The organism is Pseudomonas sp. PS01298 (genome assembly GCF_029959745.1).
Lineage (GTDB): Bacteria > Pseudomonadota > Gammaproteobacteria > Pseudomonadales > Pseudomonadaceae > Aquipseudomonas > Aquipseudomonas aylmerensis.
Map to the genome: position 1 here is coordinate 93,385 of NZ_JASCPP010000006.1, position 26,487 is coordinate 119,871.

Consider the following 26,487-nt stretch of genomic DNA (forward strand, 5'->3'; position numbering starts at 1 on the left):
ATGAATAACAAGACCCGCGAGCGCAGGAGTCTGCGTTTTGATTCGCCCGTTGTTTTATCCAAACGTATCCGTTGGGGCGGCATCGGCCTGCTTTGCTCGCTATTGATCCCGCTAAGCAGCGCGTTAGCTGCCGTTCCCCAAGAATGGAAAAACACCGCCTACGCCTACGAGGCCGAACACAAACCCCTGCGCGATGTACTCGAAGACTTCGCCCAGACCTTTGGCACCCAACTGCAAATCGAGGGGCTGCTGGAAGGCAACGTCAATGGCAAGATCCGCGCGAATACCCCGCAGTCGATGCTGGACAGGCTATCCGTTGAGCATCGTTTTCAGTGGTACCTCTACAACAACACTCTGTTCGTCAGCACCCTCGACCAGCAGGAATCCGCGCGCCTTGAAGTTTCTTCTGAAACCATTTCAGACCTCAAGCAAGCGCTCACCGATATCGGCTTGCTCGACAGCCGATTCGGCTGGGGTGAGTTGCCCGAAGATGGCGTGGTGCTCGTCTCCGGTCCTCGGCGCTACATTGAGCAGATCAAGCAGTTCAGCAGTCAACGCCGCTCTCCGGATGAAAAACAGAGCGTGCTGAGTTACCCGCTGAAGTTCGCGAATGCGGCGGACCGTCATGTCGATTATCGCGGCGAGAAGCTTGCTGTCCCGGGCGTTGCCAGCATTCTGCGCGGGCTGCTGGAACCGCGGTCCACCTCGGCGCCCTCGTCGCTCTCGGCACTGAGCCAACGTCCCACGTCACCACCCGCACCGCTCACACCCAACATTCCCCGCTTGGGTAATCCGTTGCTGGGCCAGATGCTCGGGGCCAACGCCAACCCGGCGCAAATGGACCTCGGTCCCACGCTCACCTCACGCGCACCGACCTCCAACAGCCGGATTCGCGTCGAGGCCGATATACGCAATAACGCCGTGCTGATCTATGACCTGCCGGAACGCCAGGCCATGTATCGCGAGCTGATCACTCAACTCGATGTGGCGCGCAAGCTGGTGGAAATCGACGCGATCATTCTCGATATCGAGCGCACGCAGTTGCGTGAGTTCGGGGTGAACTGGGGTTTCCAGAACAGCCGCTTCCGCGGTGGTGCCAACGTGTCGCCGGGCACCTCGTCGCAACTGACGATTGAAAATCGCGATCGCTTCTATGCCGACATACGTGCATTGGAAGCCAAGGGGCTGGCAACCATGGTCTCCAACCCCTCGGTGCTCACCCTGGAAAACCAGCCGGCGGTCATCGACTTCAACCGCACGCAATACCTGACGCCCGGTAGAGAGAACGCCACCATTTTGCCGGTCACCGTGGGCACCAGCTTCCAGGTCGTACCCCGCGTCATCACCAGCCGTGGCGGCCATCAGATCCACTTGGTGGTGGATATCGAAGACGGCAATTTCGACGAGACCAATCCCCTCCCCGGCAACCTGGATGTCCGTCGCGGCAAAGTCAGCACCCAGGCGGTGATGGCGGAAAAGCGTTCGCTGGTGGTCGGCGGGTTCCACGTGACTGAAAGCACTGACAAGCAGAACAAAGTCCCGCTGCTGGGGGATATCCCGCTGCTGGGCAAGGCACTGTTTTCCTCGACCGAACGGCAGAACAATCGACGTGAACGCCTGTTCATCCTGACCCCGAGGGTCATCGGCGACCAGGCCGACCCCTCGCGCTACTTGCCCCAGGCCGACCAGGTTGATTTGCAGGCCGCGCTCACACCGCTGGCCAGGCGTTATGCCCCTCACCAGCCGGTGATCAAGCGCAGCGACATCATCAGCACCCTGGCGCACCTGGTCAGTGGCGAAGTCCCCAAGGCCTTCAAGGCTGCACCGATGCCGTTGGGGCTGAACACCTTATGCAGTACACGGGATTTGCTCGCGCTGAACACCGAGCGCAGCCAGTGGTATGCGGGTCCTGAGTACAACGTGGCCGTCGTGGTGCTGAGCAATCAGTTCAAGCGCAATGTGCGTATCGACGAAAAGGAATGCAGCAACTCGCAGACCCTAGCCGTCAGCGTCTGGCCGCGCGCCTGGCTCAAGCCTGGCGAAGAAGCCGAGGTATTTATCGCGATGCGCCCCGTCGTAAAGGATGAACACCTCAGTGTGCCCCGCCCCTCCTTGATCACTCCCGCTCAAAAGGCTACGCCATGAAACACCGCCTACTCTGCGTCACCCTGATCGGCACTGCGCTGCTCGTCGCCGGCTGCACCCCGACCTGCAAGGGCGACTCGTGCTCTCGCCCGCAATCGAGCCAAAACAAAATGGTGATCTGGTGGCCGGCGCAAATGCGCGTCGAGCCTGGTCCTGCCGGGGAACGGGCGGACTATCAAACGATCTCGCTCGAACGATGAACCTCCCGGAAATGCCCGACGCACAACGCCAGGTGTTTCTGCAGAATCTGGTGAGCGGCACTGCCGCTCACCTGTCACTCGCGCCTGGAATCAAGGTGTGCAAACAGCAAGCCGGCCAGCAGCCGGGGCTGGCGTTGCATGTCGCTCGCGAAGTGTTGCAACCGGGGCAACTGCAATGGGTACTGGAGCGGCGCTTTGAGCATGCGGCGTTGTACGATGGCTGTTTCATCTACCTCGACGCCCAGCACGCCCTGGTCATCTGGCACGCATTGCCTGCAGTGCCCAGTACGCTCGACAAGGTCCTCAGTCGGATGTTGTCGTTGGCCAACCTGAGCGCCCTGGACACACCTTCCAATCGCTGATCAGCGGCGCTCAAGCTCCGGCAATTCCAGGGTCTCGCGCTTGGCTTCATCGTCCAGTTCGCGCAAGGTGCGATAGATCAGCGCCACGGCCTGCAGGGTTTCACGAGGAATGCTTGCGCCCAGCTGTTTCGTATAGAGCATGCGAGCCAGCCACACACACTGGATCACCGGCACGTCGGCGGCCTTGGCTCGTACGATCAACGCGCGGGCCTCGGCGTCGGTGCCTTTGCTGATCAGCAGCGGCAGCGGCGTCTTACCGGGCCGGTAGTACAGGGCGACAGCAAAGTGCGTCGGGTTGACCACCAGCATATCGGCCTCCTCCAGCTTGGGCAGCTTGACCTTCGGCTCCTCCTGGGCCAGTTGGTGCGCCAACGCGCGGCGCTGGCCTTTCACATGGGGGTCGCCTTCCATGTCCTTGTACTCCTTGACGACTTCCACCTGGGTCATGCGCATGCGCTTGGCGAAGAAGTGCTTCTGCAAACTCAGGTCGATCAGCGCCAGCACCAGTAACAGTCCGAGACAGGCGTGCAGCAAGTGACGAAACAGGGCTATCAGCGCCAGCAGGTAACTTTGCAGATCGCTGTTCGCCAGGTTGATCAACACCCCTAACGAAGGCCAGACCACCAGGTACACAATCAGGCCGATAAGAAATGCCTTGGTGATGCTCATCAGCAGATTCATCACCGACTGGGCTGAGAACATCTGCTTGACCTGGCTGACCGGGTTGAGCCGATTGAAATCGAGCTGCAGGGTTTCCGGCGCGAACAGCAAACCGAATTGCATCCAGCTGCTGATCAGCTTCGTGGCAATCACCACGCCAACCATCAACAGGGAGAACGAGAAAAACATGACCAGCCCATCAACCAGCACTTCTTCCAGCGCTCGTGCGAACGGCTGGTTGAAACGCGACATCGGCAACACCATCATTTGCTGGAAGCGTTGCAGGCTGGTCTCGGCGGTGAACAAGGCGATCTCACTGATGGCCGTGAGCGCCAGTAACTTGGGGACGTCCTGACTTTGCGCGACCTGGCCTTTTTTGCGTTGGTCGCGCAGCTTCTTGGCTGAAGCCGGGTGCTTCTTTTCGCCTGAATCACTCATGGCACCGCGGCCTTGAATAACAGCCCGAGTGAATGTTTAAGGTCGCCCAACTCGAGCATGCGCCCGACAATCAGGTCCTGCAGCAGCGCAAAGTACAGCAGCACAATGCCAATACCGGCCAGGCTCTTGACCGGCGGCGCCAGCGTACTCACCTGCAATTGCTGGCTGTAAACCCCCAGCAGCGCAATACCGAACTCCAGCAACAGCAGCACCGCGATGAAGGGCGCGGCGTACAACATCATGTGCGTGAAGGTATCGCCAAGCAGGCCGACGAACACACTCATGCCATTCGGCGCGGGGAGTGGAAACCATACGGTGGGCGGCCAGATCAGGTAGCTGTCCCAGATCACCTGGGTCAAGGCGCCCAACCCCAGGCTGACCATCAGCAGGAAAATCGCCAGTTGCTTGAACAAGTGCCCGATCGGCGTTGCATCCGGCCCCAGTGAAGGGTTGAGTTGGCCACCGGCCAAGGCGCCGCGCTGGTTATCCAGCAACGCCCCCACCGCCTCGAACATCCAGAACGGCATCGCCAGCAACAGCCCCAACAACACACCCAGCGCCACTTCCTTGAGCACCAGGGCACCGAGCATCAGCGCCGAGTAATCCTGGCCCTCCAACGCCGCATGGATACCCGGTGCGGGCATCAGTGCCATGACCATCACCAGGGTGTGCCGGAGCATGCCGCGTATATGTTGAAAACAAAACGCCGCCACCAGAATGCCGCAGGGATAGATACGCGCCATGCCGATCACCAGGCTGGGCAGGAACTCAAGATAGAACAGCACAGGCAAACCCTCAGTTCAGGGCCGAACGGCCGATCATGTCGAAGGTCAGGTTGATCAACTGGATCAACTCCACACCAATCCAGCGCCCCGTCATGATCAACGTGATGCCCACCGCTACCAGCTTGACGCCAAAGGGCAGCGTCTGGTCCTGTATCTGCATGAGCGCCTGCACCAGGGAAGTCAGCACCCCCACCACCACCGCAACGATCAACGGTGGCGCGGACAGCACCACCACCAGCAACATGCCCTGCTTGAACAGCACGATAGGTTCCATAAGCCACTCAGAGATAGGAAAGGAACAGACTGTCGAGCAACCGTGACCAACCGGACACCAGCACGAACAAGAGCAATTTGAGCGGCAGGGAAATGGTCATCGGCGAGACCATTTGCATGCCCAGCGCCAGCAGCAGGTTGGACACAATCAGGTCGATGACGATGAAGGGGATATAGATCAGAAAACCGATCTCGAACCCCGCCTGCAGTTGCGACAATACGAACGCCGGGACCAGCAGGATCAGGTCCTCGCGCTCCACCTCCTGGGCCATTTTTGGCGGCCACAGGCGTGCGGTGTTTTCCAACAGATGCGTCAGCACGTCCGGGTCCACGTTGCGCAGCATGAAGGCCCGCAACGGCTTGATAGCCTCTCCACCGGTCTGCAGTACCGTTTGCACATTGCTCATGTCCAACGGCGACGCCTTGACGCTTTCGGCGATTTCGTACCCAACCGGCGCCATGATAAATAGCGTCGCTGCCAAGGCGATGCCATTGATGGCCATGCTCGGCGGCACCTGCTGCACACCGATGGCGTTTCGGGTAATCATCAGCACGATCACAATCTTCAAGAACGATGTGCAGATGACCAGCAACATCGGCATCAACGTCAATGCCCCAAGAAACAGCGCAAGAACGAGGGGATCGAGCCCCTGGAGTATCATTGGCCGAACAACACACGGGATAACTGCAACCCCAGGCGCCCGTCGACTTCCACCAACTGCCCCTGGCCAATAGGCCGATCACCGTAGTAAAGACCGGCCATGCCAGGCGCGTAGCCGCTGATGCCCAGTACCGAGCCGGGCCCCAGGTTTCGCAGCTCGCCCAGCGTCAGGTTCAACGTCCCGCAGCGCACATTCAGCGCCATGCTCAGCTCATCGAATGGCTCATGGCCGAAGACATCCACCACCGGCTCGTCTTCCTCATACCCCGAGTAATGGGGCGCTGCAAACTCTTCGTCCACGGACGTGTCCTCAATAGAAGTAAGGGTCAGACACAAGGGCCCGCAAGCATCATCGATGCATCCATGCAGCCTCTGTTTTCCAACCTGTATGTAGCCGTTGCCCTGGGCTTGAAAAAAACCCTGCTCAAGCAGCAGCACATCACCGGTACGCAGGCCACGCGCCTGGGCTATCGGCAATTGCAAACGCCCAAGGGTCACCGCGAGTGCCAGTTGGAACGTTGCCGGCATGGGTGCGGCAGTGGCGCGCCACGGTCCCGCCTCGCATAACGCCAGGAAGCTCTCGGGCGCCAGCCACATATAGCTCGCGACCCGTGCGGCCCCCAGGGTTACGCTGAGTCGGCAACCAAAGCCCTTGGGGCGATCGGTCTCCAGCAATCGCATGTAGCCCAATAACGCGCTCACCTGCGGGCTCAGGTGATGCTGGAACAGTGCCCAGAACCACGAATCCGGATCGTTGCCGGAGGGCGCCAATGTCACTGGGCACTCCCCCAGCAAGCTGAGCAGCGGCCCCGCTTCCGCGAGCGCCAGCACGCCACACACGGTTTCAAAGCACACCGCCTTGGCCCCTGCGGACGCGCGCCCCGGCTCCAGCCGCAGCTCACCGTCCTGGCCGGCAACCTGGAACGCCAGGCACAAGCCGCGCCCCAGTCGATGGCGTGCGGCAACGGTATCGCTCTTGATCAAAGGTAAAGTCAGCAGCGGCACTAGCATGCGCACCCGGCGTCAGGCACAAGCAGATTGACCGGCAGCCCCAGCGCGCCGGAAAACCGCTCCTCACACTGTTGTCGCACACCACTGAGCCAGCGGGCCGTGGCGTCATGCTCCGCTTCCAGCTCGATGGTCCAGGCACTCTGCTCACGGTGCACGCTGGCCTTGATCCGCCCCAGCCGGGGCAGATACAACACGGCCTGCAGTGGCCACTGGGCCCCGGCCTGTATGCGCGGTGCCAGTTGTTCGGCGAGGGCCTCGATCATGGAGACATTGGCCGGTGTCTTGATTCCCGCCAGGGACGCTCCCGACCCGGTGCCTTCATCGTTATCGGTAAACAACTGAGCGAACAGTCGACCCTGCTCCCACTCCACTGCACCGGTGGCCCGTGGCTCACGTTCTTCTCGCGCGTCACGTGGACGTGGCCGCTCGCTGGGTTTATTTGAAACCTGGTTCATATCGGCTCCTGAGCCAGTAAAAGAGACAACTCCTGAAGTTTCTCCACTTGCCGCAGGCATTCGGTGACCTGTTTCTGTGCCGTGCCGACACGGCTTTGCTTGTCGTCCTGCTGGCCCCGCAACGCCTCCAACTGGCCCATTTCTCGCCGGGTACTGGCCGATAACGAGCGCTCCTGCGCGCCCCAGGATTTCAGGGCCTTGAGCGTCATCACTTGGCCTTGATGCCGACTGAACAACTCGGCACTTTGCCGGGCCTCCTCCAGTCGCGTGTGCTCAAGCGCATCCTGGGCCTGTTGGATATGCGCAAGCAGGGCCTGCTGGGCGCGCTTGGCCTCGCGCAGCGCTCGCTCGGCCCGATCGGCGCGATGCCGGCGCAGGCGCCGCAACGTCTCGACGTCCGCTTGCAACACATCAGAATGGGACATGGGTGGTCAGCTCCTTGAGTTGCTCCAGCGTCACCATCATCGGCGTGGGCTCGCGCAGATCCTGGCGCAGGAAGCCATCGACCGCCTGGCGGCTGTCCACCGCCAGGTCGGTAAGGGCATCACTGCCGGGTTGGTACTCACCCAGCTTGAGCATCAGTTCGATCTGTTGATAAGCCGACAACAAACGGCGCAATCCGGTACCGGCCTGGATGTCTTCAGGTGTCGCCACGTTGCTTAAAATCCGCGAAAGGCTCGCCAGCACATCCACTGCCGGGTAATGCCCGCGCTCGGCCAATTTGCGTGACAGCACGATATGGCCGTCGAGCAGCGAGCGCACTTCATCGGCCACCGGATCGTTCATGGAGTCCTGCTCGATCAGCACCGTATAGATCGCTGTGATCACGCCGTCACGCGTCAGACCGGCGCGCTCCACCAGCCGTGGCAGCAGGCTGTACACCGAGGGTGGCAAACCGCCGCGCCCCAAGGGTTCGCCGGCAGCCAGGCCGATTTCGCGCTGGGCCCTGGCAAAACGGGTCAGCGAGTCAATCAGCAGCAATACCCGCTGCCCCTTGCGCCGGAACCCTTCGGCCAATGCGGTGGCCGTAAAGGCTGCGCGGGCGCGCTCCATGCTGGAGCGATCGGACGTGGCACACACCAGCACCGCTTTGGCGCGCAGTTGATCATCCAGTTCGTGGTCGAGAAACTCACGCAGCTCGCGACCCCGCTCGCCGATCAGGCCGAATACGATGACATCGCACTCCACGTTACGGGCGATTTCGGCCAGCAAGGTGGTCTTGCCGCACCCCGCACCGGCGAACAGGCCTACACGCTGACCTTCGCCAAGCGTCAGCAAGCCATCGATCGAACGCACCCCGGTCGCCAGTGCGCGGTGGATCCTCGGCCGTTCGGTGGGCAATGGCGCTTCACACAACACGGCACTGGTGTCCGGCAGGTCAGACTCGACAAACGCACTGGGGCCCTCCCCCGCAATCGGTCGACCGAACCCATCCAGCACCTGCCCCAGCAGGGCATCGCTGACCTGCACCCGATGCGATACCCCCAGGCGCTCCACGCTGGCGCCCACCTTCACGCCTTCAAGGTTGCCCAAGGCGCTGAGTACCGCGTCCTGGTTATCGAAGCCAATGATCTCCGCCAGCATGAATTCCCCCGGGTTTTTCTCCACCTGGCACAAGTCACCGATACGCGCCTGGGGCAGCCGGCATTGCAGCAGCATGCCGTTGACGCGCTGGATTCGCCCGCGCACCGTCACCGGCGCAAAGTTGCTCAGTGATTGCGCCTGGCGCTGCTGCCAAACGTCGAGCCGCGCTTGCAATTCCGTACTCACCAGCGCACCTCATAACGCTGCACACCATCGAAGACCACCTTGCTGTTGTCGATCAGCACCAGACGCAACCCTTCCACTTCATCACCGACAAACAGCCGGCTGCCCTCGTCCAGGACCACATGGCCATTCGGCCCTCCGACGATCTGCACAATCCTGAACGGCAGCGCCGAGTCACGTGCCCGCACACGGCTGATCACCGGCACCGCGCTGTCGAACTGCTCACCAAAACGGGCGAGCATGCGCGCCACCAGTTCCACATCGTCCTGGGAGACATCCCCACTGAGCGCGACCTGGCCATTGATCACTTGCAAGCTGACTCGCTGGCCCAACTCACGCTCGCTGAGCATCTTCAGCAGCTGCTGGCGCACTTCAAACGGCGATGCCAATTCGTGTTTCTGAGCCACCGGCGGCATCAAGGACGCCTGTGCATCGTGCTCCCCGGTGGGGAGCATGCTCATCACCGCGATGATCACCGCCACGACCAGCACCAGGCTGATCAAGCGCTTTTGCTGCGAATGGGATATGGACGACAACTTCAGCGCCGGCACGGGTTCACTGGCGGGCGGCGGTGGCGCTTGCACGGGGGCTGCAGCCTGCGGCCAGGGCTGATCGGCCAAGGTGACACACAAGCGCACGCCTCCGACCGAAAACGGAACACCCGGCATCAGGCTCGCAATCTGTGCCAGTACCTGTCCTTCGGCGCTCTGCAACAGCCCGGCCTCGGCCTGCACCGACCACTGGGCATCGATAAGCCGCAGTCGCGCATGCTGCTCGACCACCTCGGGATCATTGAGTACCAGGTCAGCGTCCAGATGGGCACCGATGCTCCACTGCTCCCCAAACAGCGGCAACGCAGCACCCTGGCGCTGTCCATCAAGCACGCGTAATTCAAACATCACCGCCCCCTCCACGCTGGCCAACGCCAAAGACTCATGCCACTGCACCACGCATGAGTTCGTCCTGGCCCAGGTCGATACGTCCCAGCACTTTGACTTTGGAGGTGCTGCTCAACTCGGCAAACGACAGCACCGGAACATGGTTGAATTCTTCCAGCAGCAGAGTGCGCAAAGGGCTGCGCAGGTCCTGCGCAACCAGCATCACACTCTTGCTTTTTGCCCTTATCGCAAAGGCCTGATTGAGCAGGTTGATCAACGCCGCGCTGTATTCGTCCTCAAGGGCGAAGAACACGCCGGTCTGGGTTTGGCGAAGCGCCTCGCGCAGGATGTTTTCCGAATGCGGCGACAGCAGCCAGGCATGCAGACCGTCGGCCTCTCGGTACTGATGGAAGATCTGCGCCTTGAGGGCGATGCGCGCATAGTCGGCCAGGGCTTCCGGTTCACGCTCATGCTGGCCGTACTCGATCAGTGACTCGACAATCAGCCGCACAGCCCGCAGTGGTACGCCTTCGCCGGCCAGGCGTTGCAACACCGCCGAGAAACGCGACAGCGGCATGATGCGCTGCAGCTCCTGCACCAGCTCCGGCTGGTTATGCTCCAGCCAGCCGAGGATCGACTTGCTCTCCTGGATCCCCAGGAACTGCGGCCCGCTGAGCATCATGGCTTTTTTCATGCGCTCGAGGATCAGCTCCGTCGACGTGAAGCGCTCCAATTGCGGGTCATCCAGCAACGGATCATCGGGCGCCAGCCAGACCCAGCCCTGTTCATCGCGATCGACCAGCCCCGGTATCCCATCAGCCGGCTCAACCGTCAGCGCCTGGCTGTCGACCGCCAGGCGACTGACGACCGAAGCCTTGACCATCGGCACTTCATGCACACAAAACCGCATTTCATCGTTGGCCAGGGTGTCATCGAGTTCGACTTCAAACGGCGGCAACGTCAGGCCAATGTTGGCGACCAGTGAATTTCGAGACTGGCGGATGCCATGGATAAGCTCGGTGACTTCGGGCGTCCCGCGCAGCGCCGCGGGAAATTGCAGCAGGTAGGGTCGCGAAGGATCGAACCCGCGAAGATCCTCCTGGCCATTTTCTTCGGGACGAACCGCGGGAGCCGCCTCAGCGGCAGGCTTCGCCTCTTGCTGACGCTTGCGCATCAGGTAATAACCCAGGCCGCCGGTGATCAGCGAAATGAAGATAAATACCCCGGTCGGCATACCGGGGACAATTGCAAACGCGAGCATGCCCACCGACGCAATCATCCAACTCTTGGGCTCACTGGTCATTTGCCGGGCGATTTCGGCGCCCATGTTACTTACCCCCCTGCGTGCATCCGGCGCCACGCGGGTAATGATCATGCCGGCGGTCAGGGAGATCAGCAGTGCCGGGATCTGTGCAATCAGGCCATCGCCGATGGTCAACACCGAGTACAACGCCATCGAATCAGCAGCACTCAAGCCGTGCTGGAACATACCCGTGGAGAAGCCGCCCAACAGGTTGACGACCACGATGATCAAACCGGCGACGGCGTCACCCTTGACGAACTTCATGGCGCCATCCATGGCCCCGAACAGTTGGCTCTCACGGGACAGCTGCTCACGCTTGTCGCGTGCCTGTGCTCCGTCGATCAGGCCCGCGCGCAAGTCACTGTCGATCGACATCTGCTTGCCGGGCATTGCATCCAGGCTGAACCGCGCCGCGACCTCGGCGACCCGCTCCGAGCCCTTGGTGATCACGAGGAAGTTGACCAGGGTCAGGATCAGGAAGATCACCATCCCCACCGCCAGGTTGCCCCCCACCACGAAATTGCCGAAGGCCTCGACGATGTCTCCGGCGTCCTGTTCCAGCAGGATCAGGCGCGTGGTAGCAATCGACAGCGCCAGGCGAAACATGGTGGTCAACAGCAGGATCGACGGAAACGAGGAGAACGCCAGCGGCCCCGGCAGGTACAGCGCCAATACGATCAACAGGCAGGAAATGCAGATATTCAGCGCGATCAGAATGTCCACCAGCCAGGTAGGCAGCGGCACGATAAAGATGAAGACGATGGCCAGGACCACGACGGCGCCCAGCACTTCGGCGCGCTGGGCAACTTTAAGCAATACACGGTTGATGGCCAGCAGCACGGTCACGCCAGGGACCTCGGCACCACGGTAAATCGTGTGCGCCCGCGCAGGTGCAGGTCCAACTCGTCCATCACGGCCACGAGCCGCTGCAGCGTGTCCTGGCGTACTTGCCTGTCAGGCCACAAGGCCAAGGGTAACTGCTTGAACAGCGGATGAAGCGCGTGAAGGGCGACCAGTTGACGCAAGGCCGGACCACCGCCCAGGTCATGGCCCAAGGTCAGGAGTTCAGTGGAGTCGATGCCGCTGCCGGCGTAAGTCAGCATGCGCTGCAACAGCTCCACCGGGTCATGCGCGATGGCCAGGCGCTCGATCAATGCCCGACAACCGGCCCACACGCCATTCAACTGCCCGCAGCTGTTCAGACTCAGCAACAAGGTGCGCAACAGCGGCAGCGGCCTCGACGACACCAATGCCGCAATATCATCCGCCAAGGCCTTGCGCATCGCCTGGAGGCCAACATGAAACCGCTCGCCACCGTAGAGCCTGAGCAGTTCCTTCATCATCAGCGTCGGGGATTGCCGCACGACCACGCTGGCGTAGTAGAGCATGCGCAGCTCCTGACGCGCCTGCGGATCGAGACCGGCCACCTGCAATGACAAGGCGGTGTTCAGGCCCGCCTGGATTTCGCCTTTGAACCCGACCTCCAGCCTGGCAATGGCCTCGCGCGCCAGGGCCGCCTCGGTCGGGCGCGATTCAGCGTCCGCCTGGGCCGCCACATGCTTGAGGACCACGAACGCGCGTGCAGGGTCTCCGCCCGTGAGCGCGAGCAGCTTGCTCACCGCAGGCTGTTGTTGCAATTGCAGCCTGAGGCGACGCGAAATGGCTGCCAGGGTCGCCTGGGCCGGATGCCCCAGTTGTTCGTAAAGCTGAATGATCTGTTGGGCCGGGGGCACACGCGTGCCTATCTTCCGCTCGCCCAACAAGCGCTGATTGACCTCCACTTCCTGACTGAACAGATACGCGAGTTCATCCACCCCTTTGTCGGGCACCGGCACGGAGGTCTTACTGATGACGGGCGACTCAAGGCGCGGGATGGCGTGCACATCGCTTTTGGAATTGACGTCTATGGGCATAGTGTTCAGACCGGCACAGGAAGAGTGTTTCCCTGTGTGGCGAAACAGATGCATACGGTTCCATTGCATTCCACATCAACGCGCACTTGAAAAGACTTGCACAAAGCCTCGTCGAGAAGTGCAAGAACTTGCTCAAAATCGACTCAATTCAAGATATTTCTATATATAAATCAATGCTTTATTAGGTTTTTCATGATTGGCACAGGCAGTGCTAATGGGTTCCTGTCGACATCCTTTCGACTGCGTCTACCCAAAGGAAAACATCATGAATATCCCTATTGATGCTTTAGCTCATCTCGTTGGCAGCTCGCCTCAATTCATGCTCCACCTGACCGACGACCAGCAAAAAAAACTCCGGCGTTTCATTCACAAGCGTGTGCTCAATCCGGAAGATGCGGACGACCTTCTGCAATTGACCTACCTTGAGGCCTGGCGCAATCGCGAACGGTTCAGCGGCACGGCAACCCTCAGCACCTGGATGTGCGGCATCGCGCAGAACCTGATCCGCAATCACTTTCGGCGCATGTATGCCAAGCCTGTGCATTGCGAATTCGATGAGTCGCTGTGGCATGGCCAGGAAGAAAACAACAGTCTGGATTGGGAGTTCGAGGTCAACCGCCGCCTGGAAAATACCCTGAGCGCGATTGACCACCTGCCGCCCGAAATGCGTAAAACGCTGTACGCCTCGCTGGAAACCGACGGCAGCTACCAGGACACTGCCGACGTGCTGGACATTCCGATCGGTACCGTTCGCTCACGCCTGTCGCGGGCACGCGAACAACTCAAACGCGTCACCCGCAATTCGACCTACCCGTAGCACAAGCCTGGTGTTGGGCGGCAGGGATATCTGCCCAACCCCCTCAGGACTTGCGGGTACGCGGCAGGAAGATCGCCAGCAGCCCGAACAACGGCAAGAACGAGCACAGCGTGTACACGTACTCGATACCATGAATGTCTGCCAAGTGCCCGAGCAGCGCCGCGCCGATCCCACCGAAGCCGAACATCAGCCCGAAGAACACCCCCGCAATCATCCCCACATTGCCCGGCACCAACTCCTGCGCATAGACCACGATGGCCGAGAATGCCGAGGCCAGCACAAAGCCGATGATCACGCTGAGCACGCTGGTCCAGAACAAGTCCACGTGAGGCATCAACAAGGTAAAGGGCGCCGCGCCAAGGATCGAAAACCAGATCACCGCCTTACGGCCGATCTTGTCGCCAATCGGCCCGCCAAAGAACGTCCCCGCCGCCACTGCACCGAGAAACAGGAACAGATGCAACTGCGAGCTGGCGACCGACAGGTCGAACTTTTCGATCAGGTAAAAGGTGAAGTAACTGGTGATGCTGGCCATGTAGAAATACTTGGAAAACACCAGCAGGCCCAGCACCACCAACGCGCTCATGACGCGCTTTTTCGACAGGCCATGAGTGGCCGCCTGGCCGGCCCTGAGCTTGAACAGATTGAGGTGGTTGCGGTACCAACGGCTGATGGCATACAGCACCACCAGCGCAAAAATTGCGAACAGGCCGAACCACGCCACATTGCCTTGCCCGAAAGGAATGATGATCGCTGCCGCCAGCAACGGGCCGAATGCAGAACCGGCATTCCCGCCAACCTGGAACGTCGACTGCGCCAGGCCATAGCGCCCGCCCGAAGCCAACCGCGCCACACGGGAGGCTTCCGGGTGAAAGGTCGAGGAGCCGATACCGATCAGGCCGGCCGCCAGCAATATCAGCGGGAAACTGCCCACCTGGGACATCATCAGAATGCCCACCAGGGTGCAGATCATCCCGCATGGCAATAGAAACGGCTGCGGATGCCGGTCGGTGTAATACCCCACCCACGGTTGCAACAACGACGCGGTGAGCTGGAAGGTCAGGGTAATCAGCCCGACCTGGGTGAATGTCAGGCCGTAGCTGGCCTTGAGCATCGGATAAATAGACGGCAGCACCGACTGGATCAGGTCGTTGATCAAATGGGCCAGCGCCACCGCGCCGATGATGCGCATCACCAGCGGGCTGGTCTGTCCGGTGGTCGTGGGGGTGTTCAAAGCCATGGGAAGGTTTCCGTACCGCAGGGGGAAGTGCACAGGTGCAGGTGCGACAATGTGCCACTTTTGCCGGTGGGAAGGCTATCCCGTTAGCACGCTAACGACTGCGCGCCCCCTGACAGTCGTCAGCGCGACGGATGCACTGCACGCCACCGCGAATTGGCGCACCACTCGTCGCCAGATCCGCCCATTCAGGTTAAACAGTTGAAAGCGTAGATAAAAATTCAAAATAAACGCTTGACGCATTGTCGTTCTACGCGAATAATGCGCGCCACTTGGCTACATAGCTCAGTTGGTTAGAGCATAGCATTCATAATGCTGGGGTCCGGGGTTCAAGTCCCTGTGTAGCCACCAAGTACTAAAAACGGCTTACCGAAAGGTAGGCCGTTTTTTTATGCCCGCAGAAAAGCACGGCCAACTGCTAAGATCCCGCCCTCTCCCAGCACTAAACGGAATCAGTGTTCGATGGCCGCCAAGTTTCTGCTGCTTGCACTCCCACGCTCAACCCCGCCCCTGCTCGCGCATGCTGCCGAGGGCAGAAGCCCGTTGGAGCGTGCCACGATGGTGACCACGGGCGTGCTGTGCCTGCTCACCACCGGCACCACGTGGCTGACCTCCAAGCCGTTCGAAAGGCTCGCCGCCGCCAAGCGCGATGCGCTGGCATTCATCGGCTCGGATGGCGATATCCGTAGCGCGCAGTTTGAACTCGCGGTCAGGGCCGACCACGCGTCCTACCCGGCGCCGCACATGAATGACATGCAACTGGCCCAGGCCATTGCCGTGACCTACTGACAAGCAAACGGGAGAGCCCACACGGCGATGGCAATGCTTGATAACGCAAGCTGCAACTCATGAGCCTCGACGTCTTCGCGATCATCATGCTCGGCGCGGCGCTCCACGCTACCTGGAATGCGGTGGTCAAAGGCGGCACAGACAAACTGATGACCACTTGCATGATCGCGTCCGTCGCGTCGTTGATTGCGTTGGCTGTCGTCCCCTTCCTGGCGCTGCCGGCGAAGGAGAGTTGGCCGTTCATTGGTGCCTCGGTGGTTTTGCAGGTGGTGTATTTCGTACTGGTCGCCTCGACTTATCGCATCGCCGACATGAGCCAGACCTACCCGATCATGCGTGGCACCGCGCCGCTGCTGGTGGCCGTGGTCAGCGTGTTGGTGTTGGCCGAGCCATTATCGGCGTCTGCCTGGCTCGGGATTGCGGTGATTTCCCTCGGCATTTTGAGCATGGCTGCCGGCCCTTCGGCCGGGCAGAGAAAAGGCCTGATCCTGGCACTCATCAACGCCGGCGTGATCGCCGGCTACACGCTCATCGATGGCTGGGGTGTGCGTCAGTCCGGCGCGCCAGCGGCCTACACACTGTGGATTTTCCTGCTCACCGGCCTCCCGCTTGCCGCCTGGGCGTTAGTCACCCGGCGGGTGGAGTTTTGCCGCTACGTCCTGCGCAATGGGCGACTCGGCCTTGTCGGCGGAGCCGGCACGCTGGCGTCCTACGGGCTGGCCCTGTGGGCGATGACGCAGGCCCCCATCGCCACTGTATCGGCGCTGCGGGAAACCTCGATCCTGTTTGGCGTGGTGATCTCGGCGTGGGTGCTCAAGGAACATATCACGCGAGTGCGCATCGTCGCCGCGTGCATCATTGCCGCCGGCGCAATGGTCTTGCGCCTGGGCTGAACGGGTGCATGCGCGCAAAAAAACTGCGCATCTGTATTTTGACGCTCTCCTGAGCCACTGTTAGTGTCCAGCCTCCCCACACACGGAGTGCCCCGGATGAAACTGGATATCTACCAAGTCGACGCCTTCAGCCAGCACGTCTTCGGCGGCAACCCGGCGGCCGTCTGCCCGCTCACCGAATGGCTGCCCGATGAGCAACTGCACAACATCGCCGCCGAAAACAACCTGTCCGAGACGGCGTTCTTCGTGCCCCGTGGCGAGTTCTACGAGTTGCGCTGGCTGACCCCGGAAGTCGAAGTCGACCTCTGCGGTCATGCCACGTTGGCGGCGGCGTGGGTGCTGATCCATCAATTGGGGAATGCGCCTGACGTGCTGCGCTTTGCCACCCGCAGCGGCGAGCTTCGGGTAACGCGCAATGGCGACGAACTGGCGATGGACTTCCCGGCCAAGCAGCCGCAGCGCTGCGAACCGCCCAGCGGGATGTTGAGTGCATTGGGGATCGAGAACGCGCACGTATTCGGCACCGATGACTACCTCGTCGTGGTCGACGATGAGGCCCAGGTCGCCGCGCTCACGCCAGACTTTGCACGCCTCAAGGGCCTGCCCAAACGCGGCATCGCGGTGACGGCCCGAAGCACCCGGTTTGACTTTGTCTCGCGCTGGTTCGGCCCGAACGTGGGCATCAATGAAGACCCGGTCACCGGCTCCGCGCACACCTCGCTGGCGCCGCTCTGGGCCGAGCGCCTCGGCAAACAGCAACTCACCGCCGAACAGGGTGGCAAGCGTCGCGGCCAATTGCGTTGCGAGCTCAAGGGTGACCGAGTGATTATTTCCGGCAAGGCCGCGCTGTATATGCAGGGCACTCTTTACCTGTAGAAAAGCACGGGGCATGGCGCAAGCCGGCATTGCTTGAGGGCTTGCGCCTCGTTTACCTCACGGCCTGCGGCGTCCTGATGCGCTGGCTGGCCAAATCAAGGGTCAGATCGTGTCGGGGCAAACGGCTCAACGTATCGTTGAGGTTCATCTTCAAGGGTTTATCCGGATTCACGCCGTACTCCAGATCGACGTTGACGTGTTTTTGCGTGTGGCTGAGCGCAGCGCTGCTGGAAAAGCTGAGGTTCGTCATCGCCGGTAGCGACATGCTATGGGACTGGGTGGCGGTGTAGCTCATGCTCATACTTTTTACGCGTAGGTTGTTGCGGTCATTGAGTGCGTGCTTGATCAACGCCTCGGTGCCTTTACCCGCAAGGTGGCTGTGCTCGATCGCGCGCAGCACCTGCGGCTTCAGCTCCATGCCGAGTCGCACTGAAGTGCCCTCCCCATGCTGCAGCTGATCGAGCACCTGGGCAAAGTGCGGGTCGTCCCTGGCCCACTGTTCGATGGCCGTTTTGTTGGCCGGCGCGACATCATCCAACCAGGCATGCTGCCCGTTGTCCCGCAAGCCCACACGTGTGACGGAAGACTCCACCGATGCCAGCTGGCGAAGCCCGCTTTTCATCAGGTCCCGTTGGGTCATTAATTTATCCAACGACTGGCCAATCGCGTGGTAGGCGTCCGCCTTGGTCGCCAGGGGCGGATGAGTCGCCAGAAACCCCTGCAAGCTGGCCAACTGTTCATCCGTCGTGGCCCCCGGCCGTTCCGTAGCGGCCAAGTCCCGTCTGAATTGCGGCGAATACAGCGAAAGGCTGCGTCGCAGGTCATTGATCTGCGATTGAGTCACCGCGTGTGGCAGCTTGAAAGAGAAACTGAATGCCTGTGATTGGCTCCGATCAAATTTCACCATGACCGATATTTCCGGCAACGCAAAAACGGCAGCAGCTGGCCCGCCAGTTTCAACCCTGCCCAACGCCAGCGCATTCAAAGGCGCAACGTTGGCACCCACGCCACCCTGCCTCAGCCATTGTGCGCTGCGTCCCTCGGCGTGACTGATGCCCGCCGCCGTGCGCGTCGTGGACTGACTCTTGTCCGCATGCGCAAGATTGAGGTTCGCCAGCCCGCCGATACCTGCGCGTATCACTGAGTCCAGCTCGGCAATATTCTCCTGGGGGTTGTAGAGCACACGCAACTGCGCGAGTCCATCCAGGTTAACGTCACCACTCAGCTTGGAGCTGTGCCCGGCAGCGTGCTGCTCTCCCAGCGCCAGCAAATCTTGGAGACCACCCGATGGGTGGGTGAGGATCGACATCAACTTGCCGAAGTCCGCCTCCCTCACGTCAAAACTGATGCTCGAACCGGTGTTTTTCGCAACCGCTGCCGTCAATTCCCCCGCGACTCTCAAACCCGGCCCGTACGCTTGGGTGCCCCGCCCCACCGTCACCCCTGAAGCCACCGAAGCGGCCAACCGCCGTGCGTCGTCCATCGAGATCTCGACCCTCGCGCCTTTATCCGTGCGACTGATGCTGACGCCGTTGGTATGGGACTTGGAGGCGCCCAGGAAAAACTCCACGGGGGCGACGGGTTTTATCCCCGTCACCATCAAGCCCAGGCTTTTGCCCTGGGTGCGGCTGGAGCCAAGGGTTTGACCACTCTCCAGTCGTTGCACTTGCTGCGTCAGTGCGTCCTTGAGGGAAGCATCGACGGGCAATCCGAGCAGCGTCGAGAGGTGCCAATGCAAGGCGGATCCCGGTGTACCCAGGTCCTTGGCCAATAATTTGAAGTTGTCGTAGAGGGTCTCTGCCTGCGCGTAACTGACGACGTTCTGACGTGGCAATTGATGCAACGGGCTCTGGTCAAAATCCTTGATGACCGCGCTCACGGAGCCATCTATGCGCTTCAGGGCGCTTGGGCTGTATCCGGAAACGCTGTCGAGTTCCTCCGCCAGATCAGTCAGTTTCCTCAGCGTGTTGGCGTGATGAATCAGGTCGCCTTCGACGAGGGCGCCAGGGTGAGTGAGGTCTCGCTTACGCTCCGGTTTCCATTGGGGCAACGTCAAGTCCTGCCCCTCGAGATTGGCCAGTAGCGCAGCGGTGGTTTTTTCCGATGAGGGTGAGACCCGTATGAACGCCTGATGCAGTTGATGCAGCGTCGATTCCGGGTTGACCACTGTCCGGCTCAGTGTGGGCCGCGAGTCGAACGCCAGCCCATGCACATCGCCTAAAAGGCGTGCGCTGGCCTGGCTGCTCGCGTCCACACGGGCCAACGCCTGGCTGATCTGGTTGGCCAACGCCTGTCGCGGGCCGGGTACGCTGAGCGCAACGAGGCGCGCGCTCAGGTCAGCCGCAACCGGCTTGCTCTTCGACAGGGGCTTGAGCCGCTCGTGCAGTTGCTTATCGTCCCCGTAGACGGCCTCCAGCCCGCGACGGCCGCTGATACGGTGCTGAATATCCTTGCCTGTGTGGCTGAGGGACTCCAAAGGGTGAAAGTGCGCCTTGATCCCTTGAAAAAAACTGCGCTTGTGCGAAATCCCCTCACGGGTTTGCCCCATCACATGACTGCTGGCCGTCAATGCCCCGCCTGGAAACTGCGCGCGCATTTGAGCACTCGCCAATGTATCGCCCAGCAACGGTACCGCTGTCACCGGTAGCAACGGCCCCCCCTTCATTGACTCTGGGCCCGAGCGATCCAATCGATGGAACTGCTTATCCCAGCCGGCAACCAAGTGTTTGTCAGCCCCCATCCGCAAGGATTCCAAGGGGCGGCCCTCGGGCAGTTCAACCCTGGCCCAGCGATGCGGCCCCCTGGCGCTGCCTTGCCAAACCTCGCGATCAACCCTGAACAACTCGTCACCCTGGCTGTGTGCGTAGAGATGCCCTTCGTGATCCAGCGCCAGTGCTTTTATCGCAAGCGGCGGTGACAGCCGTAATGGGGTGACGACACCCTCCTGATGAACCTGGAGTTCGCTGTCTTGATTGGCCGTTACGAAATGACGGCCATCAGCGACTGCAAAGTGGGCGATGGGTCTCTGACTTTTTCCAGCGAGTACCTCATCAAGTGACACGTGAGGACGGGGCTTGGGAAGAGCGGCCAAGTCGTGGCTGGCGCCCTCGAAAACCGGATCACGCACTTTCTGGATCGCTACCGCTTTCAGTTGCCCTTCTTGCAGCACATAGGCACGGCCATCCAGGCCACGCTCCAGACGCTCGACGCCCGGCTGCCGGGCGTTATCCCATTGCTGTGCACCCGCGTTCCAGCTCAACAGCCGGCCTGAATCAAGTGCGACCTTGCCCCGCAGCCCGAGATCGATCGAGGCCGCGAGTGCCTGCTGGCTGGGCAAGGGCAGACCTTTCTCGATGCCCTTGACCAACACGTCACTGAGGTTCCAGTGCGGGCGCAATGCGCTTGATTCATTCAAGGGCGAACTATGCAGTTGCTCGCGGGCATCGCGAACCTGGGCATTGAGTTGCCCTGCATCATCATGAAAGAAACCTTCGACTCTGACACTGCCCTTCAGCGCCTGCTCCAGTGCTTCGACCGATTGACGCGCCATCGGCAGCACGCCGCCCCTGGCCTGACGCATATCTGCGCGCAGCAGTTCGCCGTCAGTCGTCGCGCCATACAGGGTACTACCGGCCAGCCCGATTCGCGCGAGCGGCACAGGCACGCCGGCCTCATCGAACGGACGCACAGCCGGCGCGCCGGTGCCCTGAATGTGCAGGGCAGAGACGCCCTGGACCTGGCTCAATACCACCGAACCCTGGCGCTGCGCACTGCTGTCCAGAGATCCCTGGGGTGTCTTCAGCAACTGCCCTTCCCGGGTCAAACCAATGCGGCTGTATGCACGTGCATCGGCGTCGGGCAGCCAGGACAGCGTGATCGGTTCAAAGCGATAGAGACGCTCGTTATCCAGGCGAAACTGCTTGCCCTCGACAGTCGTGTGGATCCCGCTGACGCTTGCCAGGTGCGCGCGGCCGGGGTTACTCAAGGACGCTACCGAGCCTGCACCGCCGGCCGGATCGGCAAGACTGCTCTTGAATACCGCCGCGACAGCCGGCGTGGACTGAATATGAAACAGATACTGTCGCTCATCTTTGAAACGCACCGTATTGCCGCGCTCAGCAGAGTAGCCATCAGCGGTATAGCGTTTGCCTGGCGCGTTGAGATGACGGGCGACATCGCGGCCTGTGGCTGTACTGTCAGCCTGGAGTTGCCCGCCTTTGAGGCTGACGTCGAACACCATCGAGGCCGGGTTCAGCGTTTGATAATGAGCCCCCTGCATTTCCAGCAGTGAGGTCGGGCTCGGGCCTGGCGGCGCTTCTCCAATCGACCTTACTGAGCGCTCGACAACGCTCTGGTGCAGCCTGAGCAGACCGTCTAACCCACGATGCATAACGAGCGCCTCAAGCGGATGAGTGAAAACTACCTAGTGAACACCTTCAACCATTGGTTCCAACGACAGCAGCACCCTCCTGAGGAACACATTCAACTTTCGTGCAGGCCGAGATAAAGACATCCGGTGACACACCGGCAACGAGCGGGCTCTTCAGAATTTTCAGTCAATCCAGCACGCCTCCAACTCACCGCTGCGGTAAAGTCCCCCCACAGGAAAACCAGATCATTCTCAAAATGAACGGAGTTCAGCGCGTGTTTTTGATTTCCCGCCGTCAACTGTCAGTGATTGCCACCGCTCTCGTCCTGGCGGCCTGTCACACCCCCGTCAGCGAGCAACCGCCGGCACCGGAGTTGGGCTCGGGCTACCGCACCGACCTCACCCCCCAACACGCCGAACGCCATATGGCGGCAGCCGCCAACCCGCTGGCGGCGCAAGCCGGGCGGGAGATGTTGCGCCAGGGTGGTTCGGCCATCGATGCGGCCATTGCGATGCAGGCAGTGCTGACGCTGGTGGAGCCGCAGTCCTCTGGTATCGGCGGCGGGGCGTTCATCATGGTGTGGGACGGAGAGAAGGTGCACGCGTATGACGGTCGTGAAACGGCACCGGCCGGGGCGACCGAGCGGCTGTTCCTGAAAGCGGACGGTACGCCGATGACCTTCACCGCGGCGCAAATCGGCGGGCGCTCGGTGGGCACGCCGGGGGTACTGCGGGCACTGGAAATGGCGCACAAAAAGACCGGGCACCTGCCATGGGCCAAGCTGTTCGAGCCGGCGATCCGCTTGTCGGAACAGGGCTTCGCGATTTCCCCGCGCTTGCACGCGTTGATCGCGGCCGACCGTCATATCCCCCGGTCGCCGGAAATGGCCGCGTACTTTCTGAATGCCGATGGCACGCCCAAGGCCACCGGTACGCTGTTGAAAAACCCGGCGCTGGCCAACGTCTTCAAGCGCATCGCCAAGGAGGGCCCGGACGCGCTGTACCACGGGCCGATTGCCGATGAGATCGCGCGCAAGGTCCAGGGCAATCGCAATGCCGGCAGCCTGTCGGTGGCAGACCTTGAGGGCTATACCGCCAAGGAGCGCACGCCCCTGTGCAGCGACTACAAACAGTGGACCGTGTGTGGCATGCCACCACCGTCATCGGGCGGGATCGCCATCGCGCAAATCCTCGGTACATTGCAGGCACTCGAAGCCCGCGATCCGGGCCTGGCCATCGCACCCATGACGCCGGTGAAAAGCGCCTCGCCCGCAGGCCTCGAGCCAACGCCCGAAGCCGTGCACCTGATTGCCGAGGCGGGTCGCCTGGCCTTCGCAGACCGTGGTTTGTACGTCGCCGACGCCGACTTTGTACCGGTGCCGGTGGCCGGTCTTGTCGCACCGGACTACCTGGCCAAACGCGCAGCATTGATCGGCGAACGCAGCATGGGCATCGCCAAACCCGGCACGCCTGCGGGCATCCAGGTCGCCTACGCGCCGGACCGCTCGCCGCTGCGCATCTCCACGTCGCAAGTGGTGGCGGTAGATGACCTGGGTGGCGCCGTGTCGATGACGACCACCGTCGAGGCGGCGTTCGGTTCCCATCTGATGGTCCAGGGCTTTTTGCTCAACAACCAGATGACCGATTTCTCGTTTATCCCCGAAGAACACGGCCAGCCGGTGGCCAACCGTGTCGAACCGGGCAAACGCCCACGCTCGGCCATGGCCCCGACGCTGGTGTTTGATCGCAGGAGCGGCGAGTTGCTGGCCGCCGTCGGCTCGCCCGGCGGCTCACAGATCATTGAGTACGTGAGTAAATCCCTGGTGGCGATGCTCGACTGGAAACTCGACCCGCAGGCGGCCATCAGCCTGCCGAATTTCGGCAGTCGCAATGGCGCCACCGAACTCGAACAAGGACTGTTCAGCCCCGCGTTGAAACAAGCGCTGAAGGACAAGGGCCATGCATTGAGCGAGATCGACATGACCAGCGGCATCCAGGCCATCGTCCGCACGCGCGACGCCCAGGGTAAGGTGTCGCTGATCGGCGGCGCCGACCCTCGGCGCGAAGGCGAAGCGGTCGGCGACTGATTTATTGAGCGGAGAACAGCCCTTGCAACAGGCAAACAATCTCGGCGCCATTGCCGGCGTCGACCACGGTTTCTGTGCGATCAATGACCCGGCGCGCCCGGACGAGGTGTTCATCTGCAAGCAGGTGCACAGCGCCTCGGTGATTGAGTGGCAGCCGGGCCAGGTGGCCAATACCATCGAGGCTGACGCTGTGTTTACCCACACGCACCAGCCCATCGCGGTGATCACCGCCGACTGCCTGCCCATTCTGTTCGCCTCCAAAGACGCTCAGCAGGTAGCGGCAGTGCATGGCGGCTGGAAGGGCCTGCAACGCGGGATTATCGCCAACGCGGTGCAGCGCTTTGCCGCCGAGGGGATCGCGGCCGATCAACTGCAGGTGGCAATCGGGCCGTCGATCAAGCCGTGTTGTTATGAGGTGAGCGAAGGGTTTATCGCCCAGTTCCAGGCGGAGCAAGGGCACCTGTGGCAGCACCGCCAGGCACCGTGGAGCAGCGTGCAACCGGCACCGCGGCAGACACCCGAAATTGCCCCGCCCGCCGCAAGGCAAAGCGACAGCGCGTGGTTTGACTTGAGCAGGTATGCGCTGATGTTGCTGCAGGCGGCGGGGGTCAAGCGCGAGCAGATCGAGGTCAGCGAGGTGTGCACTTACTGCACGTCGCCGACGTTTGCCAGCTACCGCAGAAGGACACATCACCCGCAAGAGGCGCAGACCTTGATCTATTCGTGGATCGCGCGCCGCCCCTGACCACCTGATAGCCCGCGGAGCTCAACGATTGATCGTCAGCCCCTTGCGCGCTGCATGCCGCTCCAGCGCCAACTCGATCAACCGGCTCACCAACTCGCTGTAGCTCATCCCCGCCGCCTGCCACAGCTTGGGGTACATGCTGATGCGGGTGAAGCCCGGCAGCGAGTTGATTTCGTTGATCAGCACCTCACCGTCCTCAGTGAGGAACACGTCGACGCGGGCCAACCCGGCGCATCCCAACACTTCGAAGGCGTCGATGGCCAGGCGGCGGATACGCTCGCTGGCGTCGTGGCTGATATCCGCCGGCACCACCACTTGGGCGGCCTGGGCGTCGATGTATTTGCTGTCGTAGGAATAGAAACCGTTGCTCACCACAATCTCGCCGCAGCCGCTGGCGATGGGGTTGTCGTTGCCGAGCACGGCGCATTCGATCTCGCGCCCCTGGACGGCCGACTCCACCAGGACTTTCTCGTCAAACCCCAACGCCAGCTCGACGGCGGCGTGGTACTCGGCTTCATTGCCGACCTTGCTCACGCCCACCGAGGAACCCTGGTTGGCAGGCTTGACGAACATCGGCAGGCCGAGCTTGCGCACGGCGGCATCAAATGCGGTGTGCGCGGCGTTGCGACGGGTCAGGGTAATGAACGGGGTGACGGCAATGCCGGCATCGCGCAGCAGGCGCTTGCTGATGTCCTTGTCCATGCACACCGCCGAGCCGAGCACGTCGGACCCAACAAAAGGCAGGTCGGCCATGCGCAGCAAACCTTGCAGGCAACCGTCTTCGCCGAGGGTGCCGTGGACGATGGGGAAGATCACATCAATGTGTTCAAGCAGGCCGCTGCCGGAGGTTTCCACCACTTGCTGGCTGGCCTTGCCGGGCACCACCGCCAGTTCGCGGTTGGACTGGTTGAGCGCGATGAGGGCCGGGTTTTCCTGGTTGATCAGGAAGTTCGAGGTGTCGTTGAGGTGCCAGTGGCCGGCCTTGTCGATGCCGATCAGGACCGGCTCGAAACGCGTGCGGTCGAGCGCATCGACGATGTTGCGCGCCGACTGCAACGAGACCTCGTGCTCGGCCGAACGCCCCCCGAAAATAATACCTACGCGCACCTTGCTCATGAACCGGCCTCACTGTTGAAAGTAAGGCTTCTTACCACGGGCGGTCAGCGATTCGCTACCAGATGTGCACCGAACACCACGTAGCAACCGCCGGCAAAACGATCCAGCCATTTGCGCGAACGGCTGTAGAGGTTGGCCATGCGCTCGCTGGAAAACACCAGGGCCACGCTGCTGTACCAGCTGAATGACAACGTGGCCATGGTGATCACCGCCAGGGTCAACAGCATCGGCGAGGGCGAAGGCGGCATGGTCGACGCAAAGATGGTGGCGACGAACAGCGCGGCCTTGGGGTTGGACAGGTTGCCCAGCAGGCCCAGGCGCCAGGCGGAAAACAGCGAGCGCCGGGGTTCGTCTGCCAGCAGGTTGTGACCCATGGCCGGTGCCGAGCGCTTGAACAGCTTCAGCCCCAGGTAGATCAGGTAGCAGCCGCCGATGATCTTGAACGCCAGGTACAGCATCGGCGCAGCGGTGAACAATGACTTGATGCCCAGGCCACCCGCCAGGCCCCACATGATCGTGCCGGTGGCCACGCCCGCCGATGCCACCACGCCATGACGACGCGAACAGCTGGCGGCCAGCTGCGCGGTGTTGAAGAAGTTGGGGCCGGGCGTCACCACCGCCACGGTCCACAGCAGGGCCAGCGAGACCAGCGGCGCCACGTAGGCGGGGTCGAAAAAATCCATCGGGGCAGCTCCATCGGTGCAAGG

Annotated in this window: 24 protein-coding genes and 1 tRNA gene; 10 read left to right on the forward strand and 15 right to left on the reverse strand. The window is 61.6% G+C overall.

Annotated elements, in window-relative coordinates:
* From sctC to QMX97_RS04820, 3 genes are read left to right on the forward strand one after another with little or no spacing between them, the layout of a single operon-like run.
* Window positions 1-2,145, forward strand: coding sequence for a type III secretion system outer membrane ring subunit SctC (gene sctC, locus QMX97_RS04810; protein WP_282396246.1), 2,145 nt, complete (start codon window positions 1-3; stop codon window positions 2,143-2,145).
* Complete coding sequence (gene hrpT, locus QMX97_RS04815) at window positions 2,142-2,345, forward strand: HrpT family type III secretion system protein (protein WP_065900480.1); 204 nt, start codon at window positions 2,142-2,144, stop codon at window positions 2,343-2,345. Before sctC ends, hrpT begins: the two co-directional genes overlap by 4 nt.
* A gap of 11 nt (window positions 2,346-2,356) precedes the next feature.
* The gene (locus tag QMX97_RS04820) at window positions 2,357-2,707 is read left to right on the forward strand and encodes a transcriptional regulator (RefSeq protein WP_213550650.1); all 351 of its coding nucleotides are present in this window, start codon (window positions 2,357-2,359) and stop codon (window positions 2,705-2,707) included.
* On the opposite strand, the gene sctU is transcribed toward QMX97_RS04820, so the two are convergent.
* Genes sctU through QMX97_RS04875 form a run of 11 tightly spaced genes read right to left on the reverse strand, consistent with a single transcriptional unit; the run spans window position 2,708 to window position 12,845 of the window.
* A complete protein-coding gene (sctU, locus tag QMX97_RS04825; RefSeq protein ID WP_106805214.1) occupies window positions 2,708-3,805 on the reverse strand; it encodes a type III secretion system export apparatus subunit SctU in 1,098 nt (365 codons plus the stop codon).
* Window positions 3,802-4,590 (reverse strand): type III secretion system export apparatus subunit SctT, encoded by a 789-nt coding sequence (gene sctT, locus QMX97_RS04830; protein WP_106805215.1) that lies wholly within the window; start codon window positions 4,588-4,590, stop codon window positions 3,802-3,804. Before sctT ends, sctU begins: the two co-directional genes overlap by 4 nt.
* Window positions 4,591-4,600: 10 nt before the next feature.
* Complete coding sequence (gene sctS, locus QMX97_RS04835; protein ID WP_065900472.1) at window positions 4,601-4,864, reverse strand: type III secretion system export apparatus subunit SctS; 264 nt, start codon at window positions 4,862-4,864, stop codon at window positions 4,601-4,603.
* 7 nt (window positions 4,865-4,871) lie between these two features.
* On the reverse strand, window positions 4,872-5,525 hold the full coding sequence (sctR, locus tag QMX97_RS04840; RefSeq protein WP_106805216.1) for a type III secretion system export apparatus subunit SctR: 654 nt from the start codon (window positions 5,523-5,525) through the stop codon (window positions 4,872-4,874).
* Window positions 5,522-6,535, reverse strand: a complete 1,014-nt coding sequence (locus tag QMX97_RS04845) for a FliM/FliN family flagellar motor switch protein (RefSeq protein WP_282396251.1) — start codon at window positions 6,533-6,535, stop codon at window positions 5,522-5,524. Before QMX97_RS04845 ends, sctR begins: the two co-directional genes overlap by 4 nt.
* Window positions 6,529-6,990 carry a type III secretion system HrpP C-terminal domain-containing protein gene (locus QMX97_RS04850; RefSeq protein ID WP_282396252.1) on the reverse strand — a complete coding sequence of 154 codons (462 nt, stop codon included), beginning with the start codon at window positions 6,988-6,990 and terminating at the stop codon, window positions 6,529-6,531. Before QMX97_RS04850 ends, QMX97_RS04845 begins: the two co-directional genes overlap by 7 nt.
* Window positions 6,987-7,415: a YscO family type III secretion system apparatus protein gene (locus QMX97_RS04855; RefSeq protein WP_282396253.1), complete on the reverse strand. Its 429-nt coding sequence runs from the start codon at window positions 7,413-7,415 to the stop codon at window positions 6,987-6,989. Before QMX97_RS04855 ends, QMX97_RS04850 begins: the two co-directional genes overlap by 4 nt.
* Window positions 7,402-8,760 carry a FliI/YscN family ATPase gene (locus tag QMX97_RS04860; protein ID WP_065900462.1) on the reverse strand — a complete coding sequence of 453 codons (1,359 nt, stop codon included), beginning with the start codon at window positions 8,758-8,760 and terminating at the stop codon, window positions 7,402-7,404. Before QMX97_RS04860 ends, QMX97_RS04855 begins: the two co-directional genes overlap by 14 nt.
* Window positions 8,757-9,656 carry an FHA domain-containing protein gene (locus QMX97_RS04865; protein ID WP_282396254.1) on the reverse strand — a complete coding sequence of 300 codons (900 nt, stop codon included), beginning with the start codon at window positions 9,654-9,656 and terminating at the stop codon, window positions 8,757-8,759. Before QMX97_RS04865 ends, QMX97_RS04860 begins: the two co-directional genes overlap by 4 nt.
* 34 nt (window positions 9,657-9,690) lie before the next feature.
* Entirely contained in the window at window positions 9,691-11,784 is a 2,094-nt protein-coding gene (sctV, locus tag QMX97_RS04870; protein WP_065900460.1) for a type III secretion system export apparatus subunit SctV, read from the reverse strand.
* On the reverse strand, window positions 11,781-12,845 hold the full coding sequence (locus QMX97_RS04875; protein ID WP_177410383.1) for a TyeA family type III secretion system gatekeeper subunit: 1,065 nt from the start codon (window positions 12,843-12,845) through the stop codon (window positions 11,781-11,783). The genes sctV and QMX97_RS04875 overlap by 4 nt, the downstream gene beginning before the upstream one ends.
* Window positions 12,846-13,116: 271 nt before the next feature.
* Here QMX97_RS04875 and QMX97_RS04880 point away from each other — a divergent pair, with 271 nt between their 5' ends.
* Window positions 13,117-13,668 carry an RNA polymerase sigma factor gene (locus QMX97_RS04880; protein ID WP_065900458.1) on the forward strand — a complete coding sequence of 184 codons (552 nt, stop codon included), beginning with the start codon at window positions 13,117-13,119 and terminating at the stop codon, window positions 13,666-13,668.
* Between the two features lie 43 nt (window positions 13,669-13,711).
* On the opposite strand, the gene QMX97_RS04885 is transcribed toward QMX97_RS04880, so the two are convergent.
* Window positions 13,712-14,908, reverse strand: a complete 1,197-nt coding sequence (locus QMX97_RS04885) for an MFS transporter (protein ID WP_201143497.1) — start codon at window positions 14,906-14,908, stop codon at window positions 13,712-13,714.
* 271 nt (window positions 14,909-15,179) lie between these two features.
* Between QMX97_RS04885 and QMX97_RS04890 the strand changes: the two genes are divergently transcribed.
* The 4 genes from QMX97_RS04890 (at window position 15,180) to QMX97_RS04905 (ending at window position 17,463) form a co-directional block, all read left to right on the forward strand.
* Window positions 15,180-15,256 (forward strand) — tRNA-Met (locus tag QMX97_RS04890).
* Window positions 15,257-15,367: 111 nt separating this feature from the next.
* The gene (locus QMX97_RS04895; protein WP_282396257.1) at window positions 15,368-15,694 is read left to right on the forward strand and encodes a DUF2388 domain-containing protein; all 327 of its coding nucleotides are present in this window, start codon (window positions 15,368-15,370) and stop codon (window positions 15,692-15,694) included.
* A 59-nt stretch (window positions 15,695-15,753) separates the two neighbouring features.
* Window positions 15,754-16,587, forward strand: a complete 834-nt coding sequence (locus QMX97_RS04900; protein WP_282396259.1) for an EamA family transporter — start codon at window positions 15,754-15,756, stop codon at window positions 16,585-16,587.
* Window positions 16,588-16,683: 96 nt separating this feature from the next.
* The gene (locus QMX97_RS04905; RefSeq protein WP_201143494.1) at window positions 16,684-17,463 is read left to right on the forward strand and encodes a PhzF family phenazine biosynthesis protein; all 780 of its coding nucleotides are present in this window, start codon (window positions 16,684-16,686) and stop codon (window positions 17,461-17,463) included.
* A 52-nt stretch (window positions 17,464-17,515) separates the two neighbouring features.
* Here the strand turns inward: QMX97_RS04905 and QMX97_RS04910 are convergent, their stop codons facing one another.
* Complete coding sequence (locus QMX97_RS04910; protein WP_282396262.1) at window positions 17,516-21,853, reverse strand: AvrE-family type 3 secretion system effector; 4,338 nt, start codon at window positions 21,851-21,853, stop codon at window positions 17,516-17,518.
* Between the two features lie 236 nt (window positions 21,854-22,089).
* On the opposite strand from QMX97_RS04910, the gene ggt reads away from it, so the two are divergent.
* Both ggt and pgeF read left to right on the forward strand, forming a co-directional pair.
* Entirely contained in the window at window positions 22,090-23,919 is a 1,830-nt protein-coding gene (ggt, locus tag QMX97_RS04915; RefSeq protein WP_282396264.1) for a gamma-glutamyltransferase, read from the forward strand.
* A 22-nt stretch (window positions 23,920-23,941) separates the two neighbouring features.
* Entirely contained in the window at window positions 23,942-24,664 is a 723-nt protein-coding gene (pgeF, locus tag QMX97_RS04920; protein WP_282396266.1) for a peptidoglycan editing factor PgeF, read from the forward strand.
* 21 nt (window positions 24,665-24,685) lie between these two features.
* Here the strand turns inward: pgeF and ddlA are convergent, their stop codons facing one another.
* Window positions 24,686-25,780 carry a D-alanine--D-alanine ligase gene (gene ddlA / locus QMX97_RS04925; RefSeq protein WP_282396268.1) on the reverse strand — a complete coding sequence of 365 codons (1,095 nt, stop codon included), beginning with the start codon at window positions 25,778-25,780 and terminating at the stop codon, window positions 24,686-24,688.
* A 44-nt stretch (window positions 25,781-25,824) separates the two neighbouring features.
* Entirely contained in the window at window positions 25,825-26,463 is a 639-nt protein-coding gene (locus QMX97_RS04930) for a LysE family transporter (protein ID WP_106805233.1), read from the reverse strand.
* Window positions 26,464-26,487: the final 24 nt, after the last annotated feature.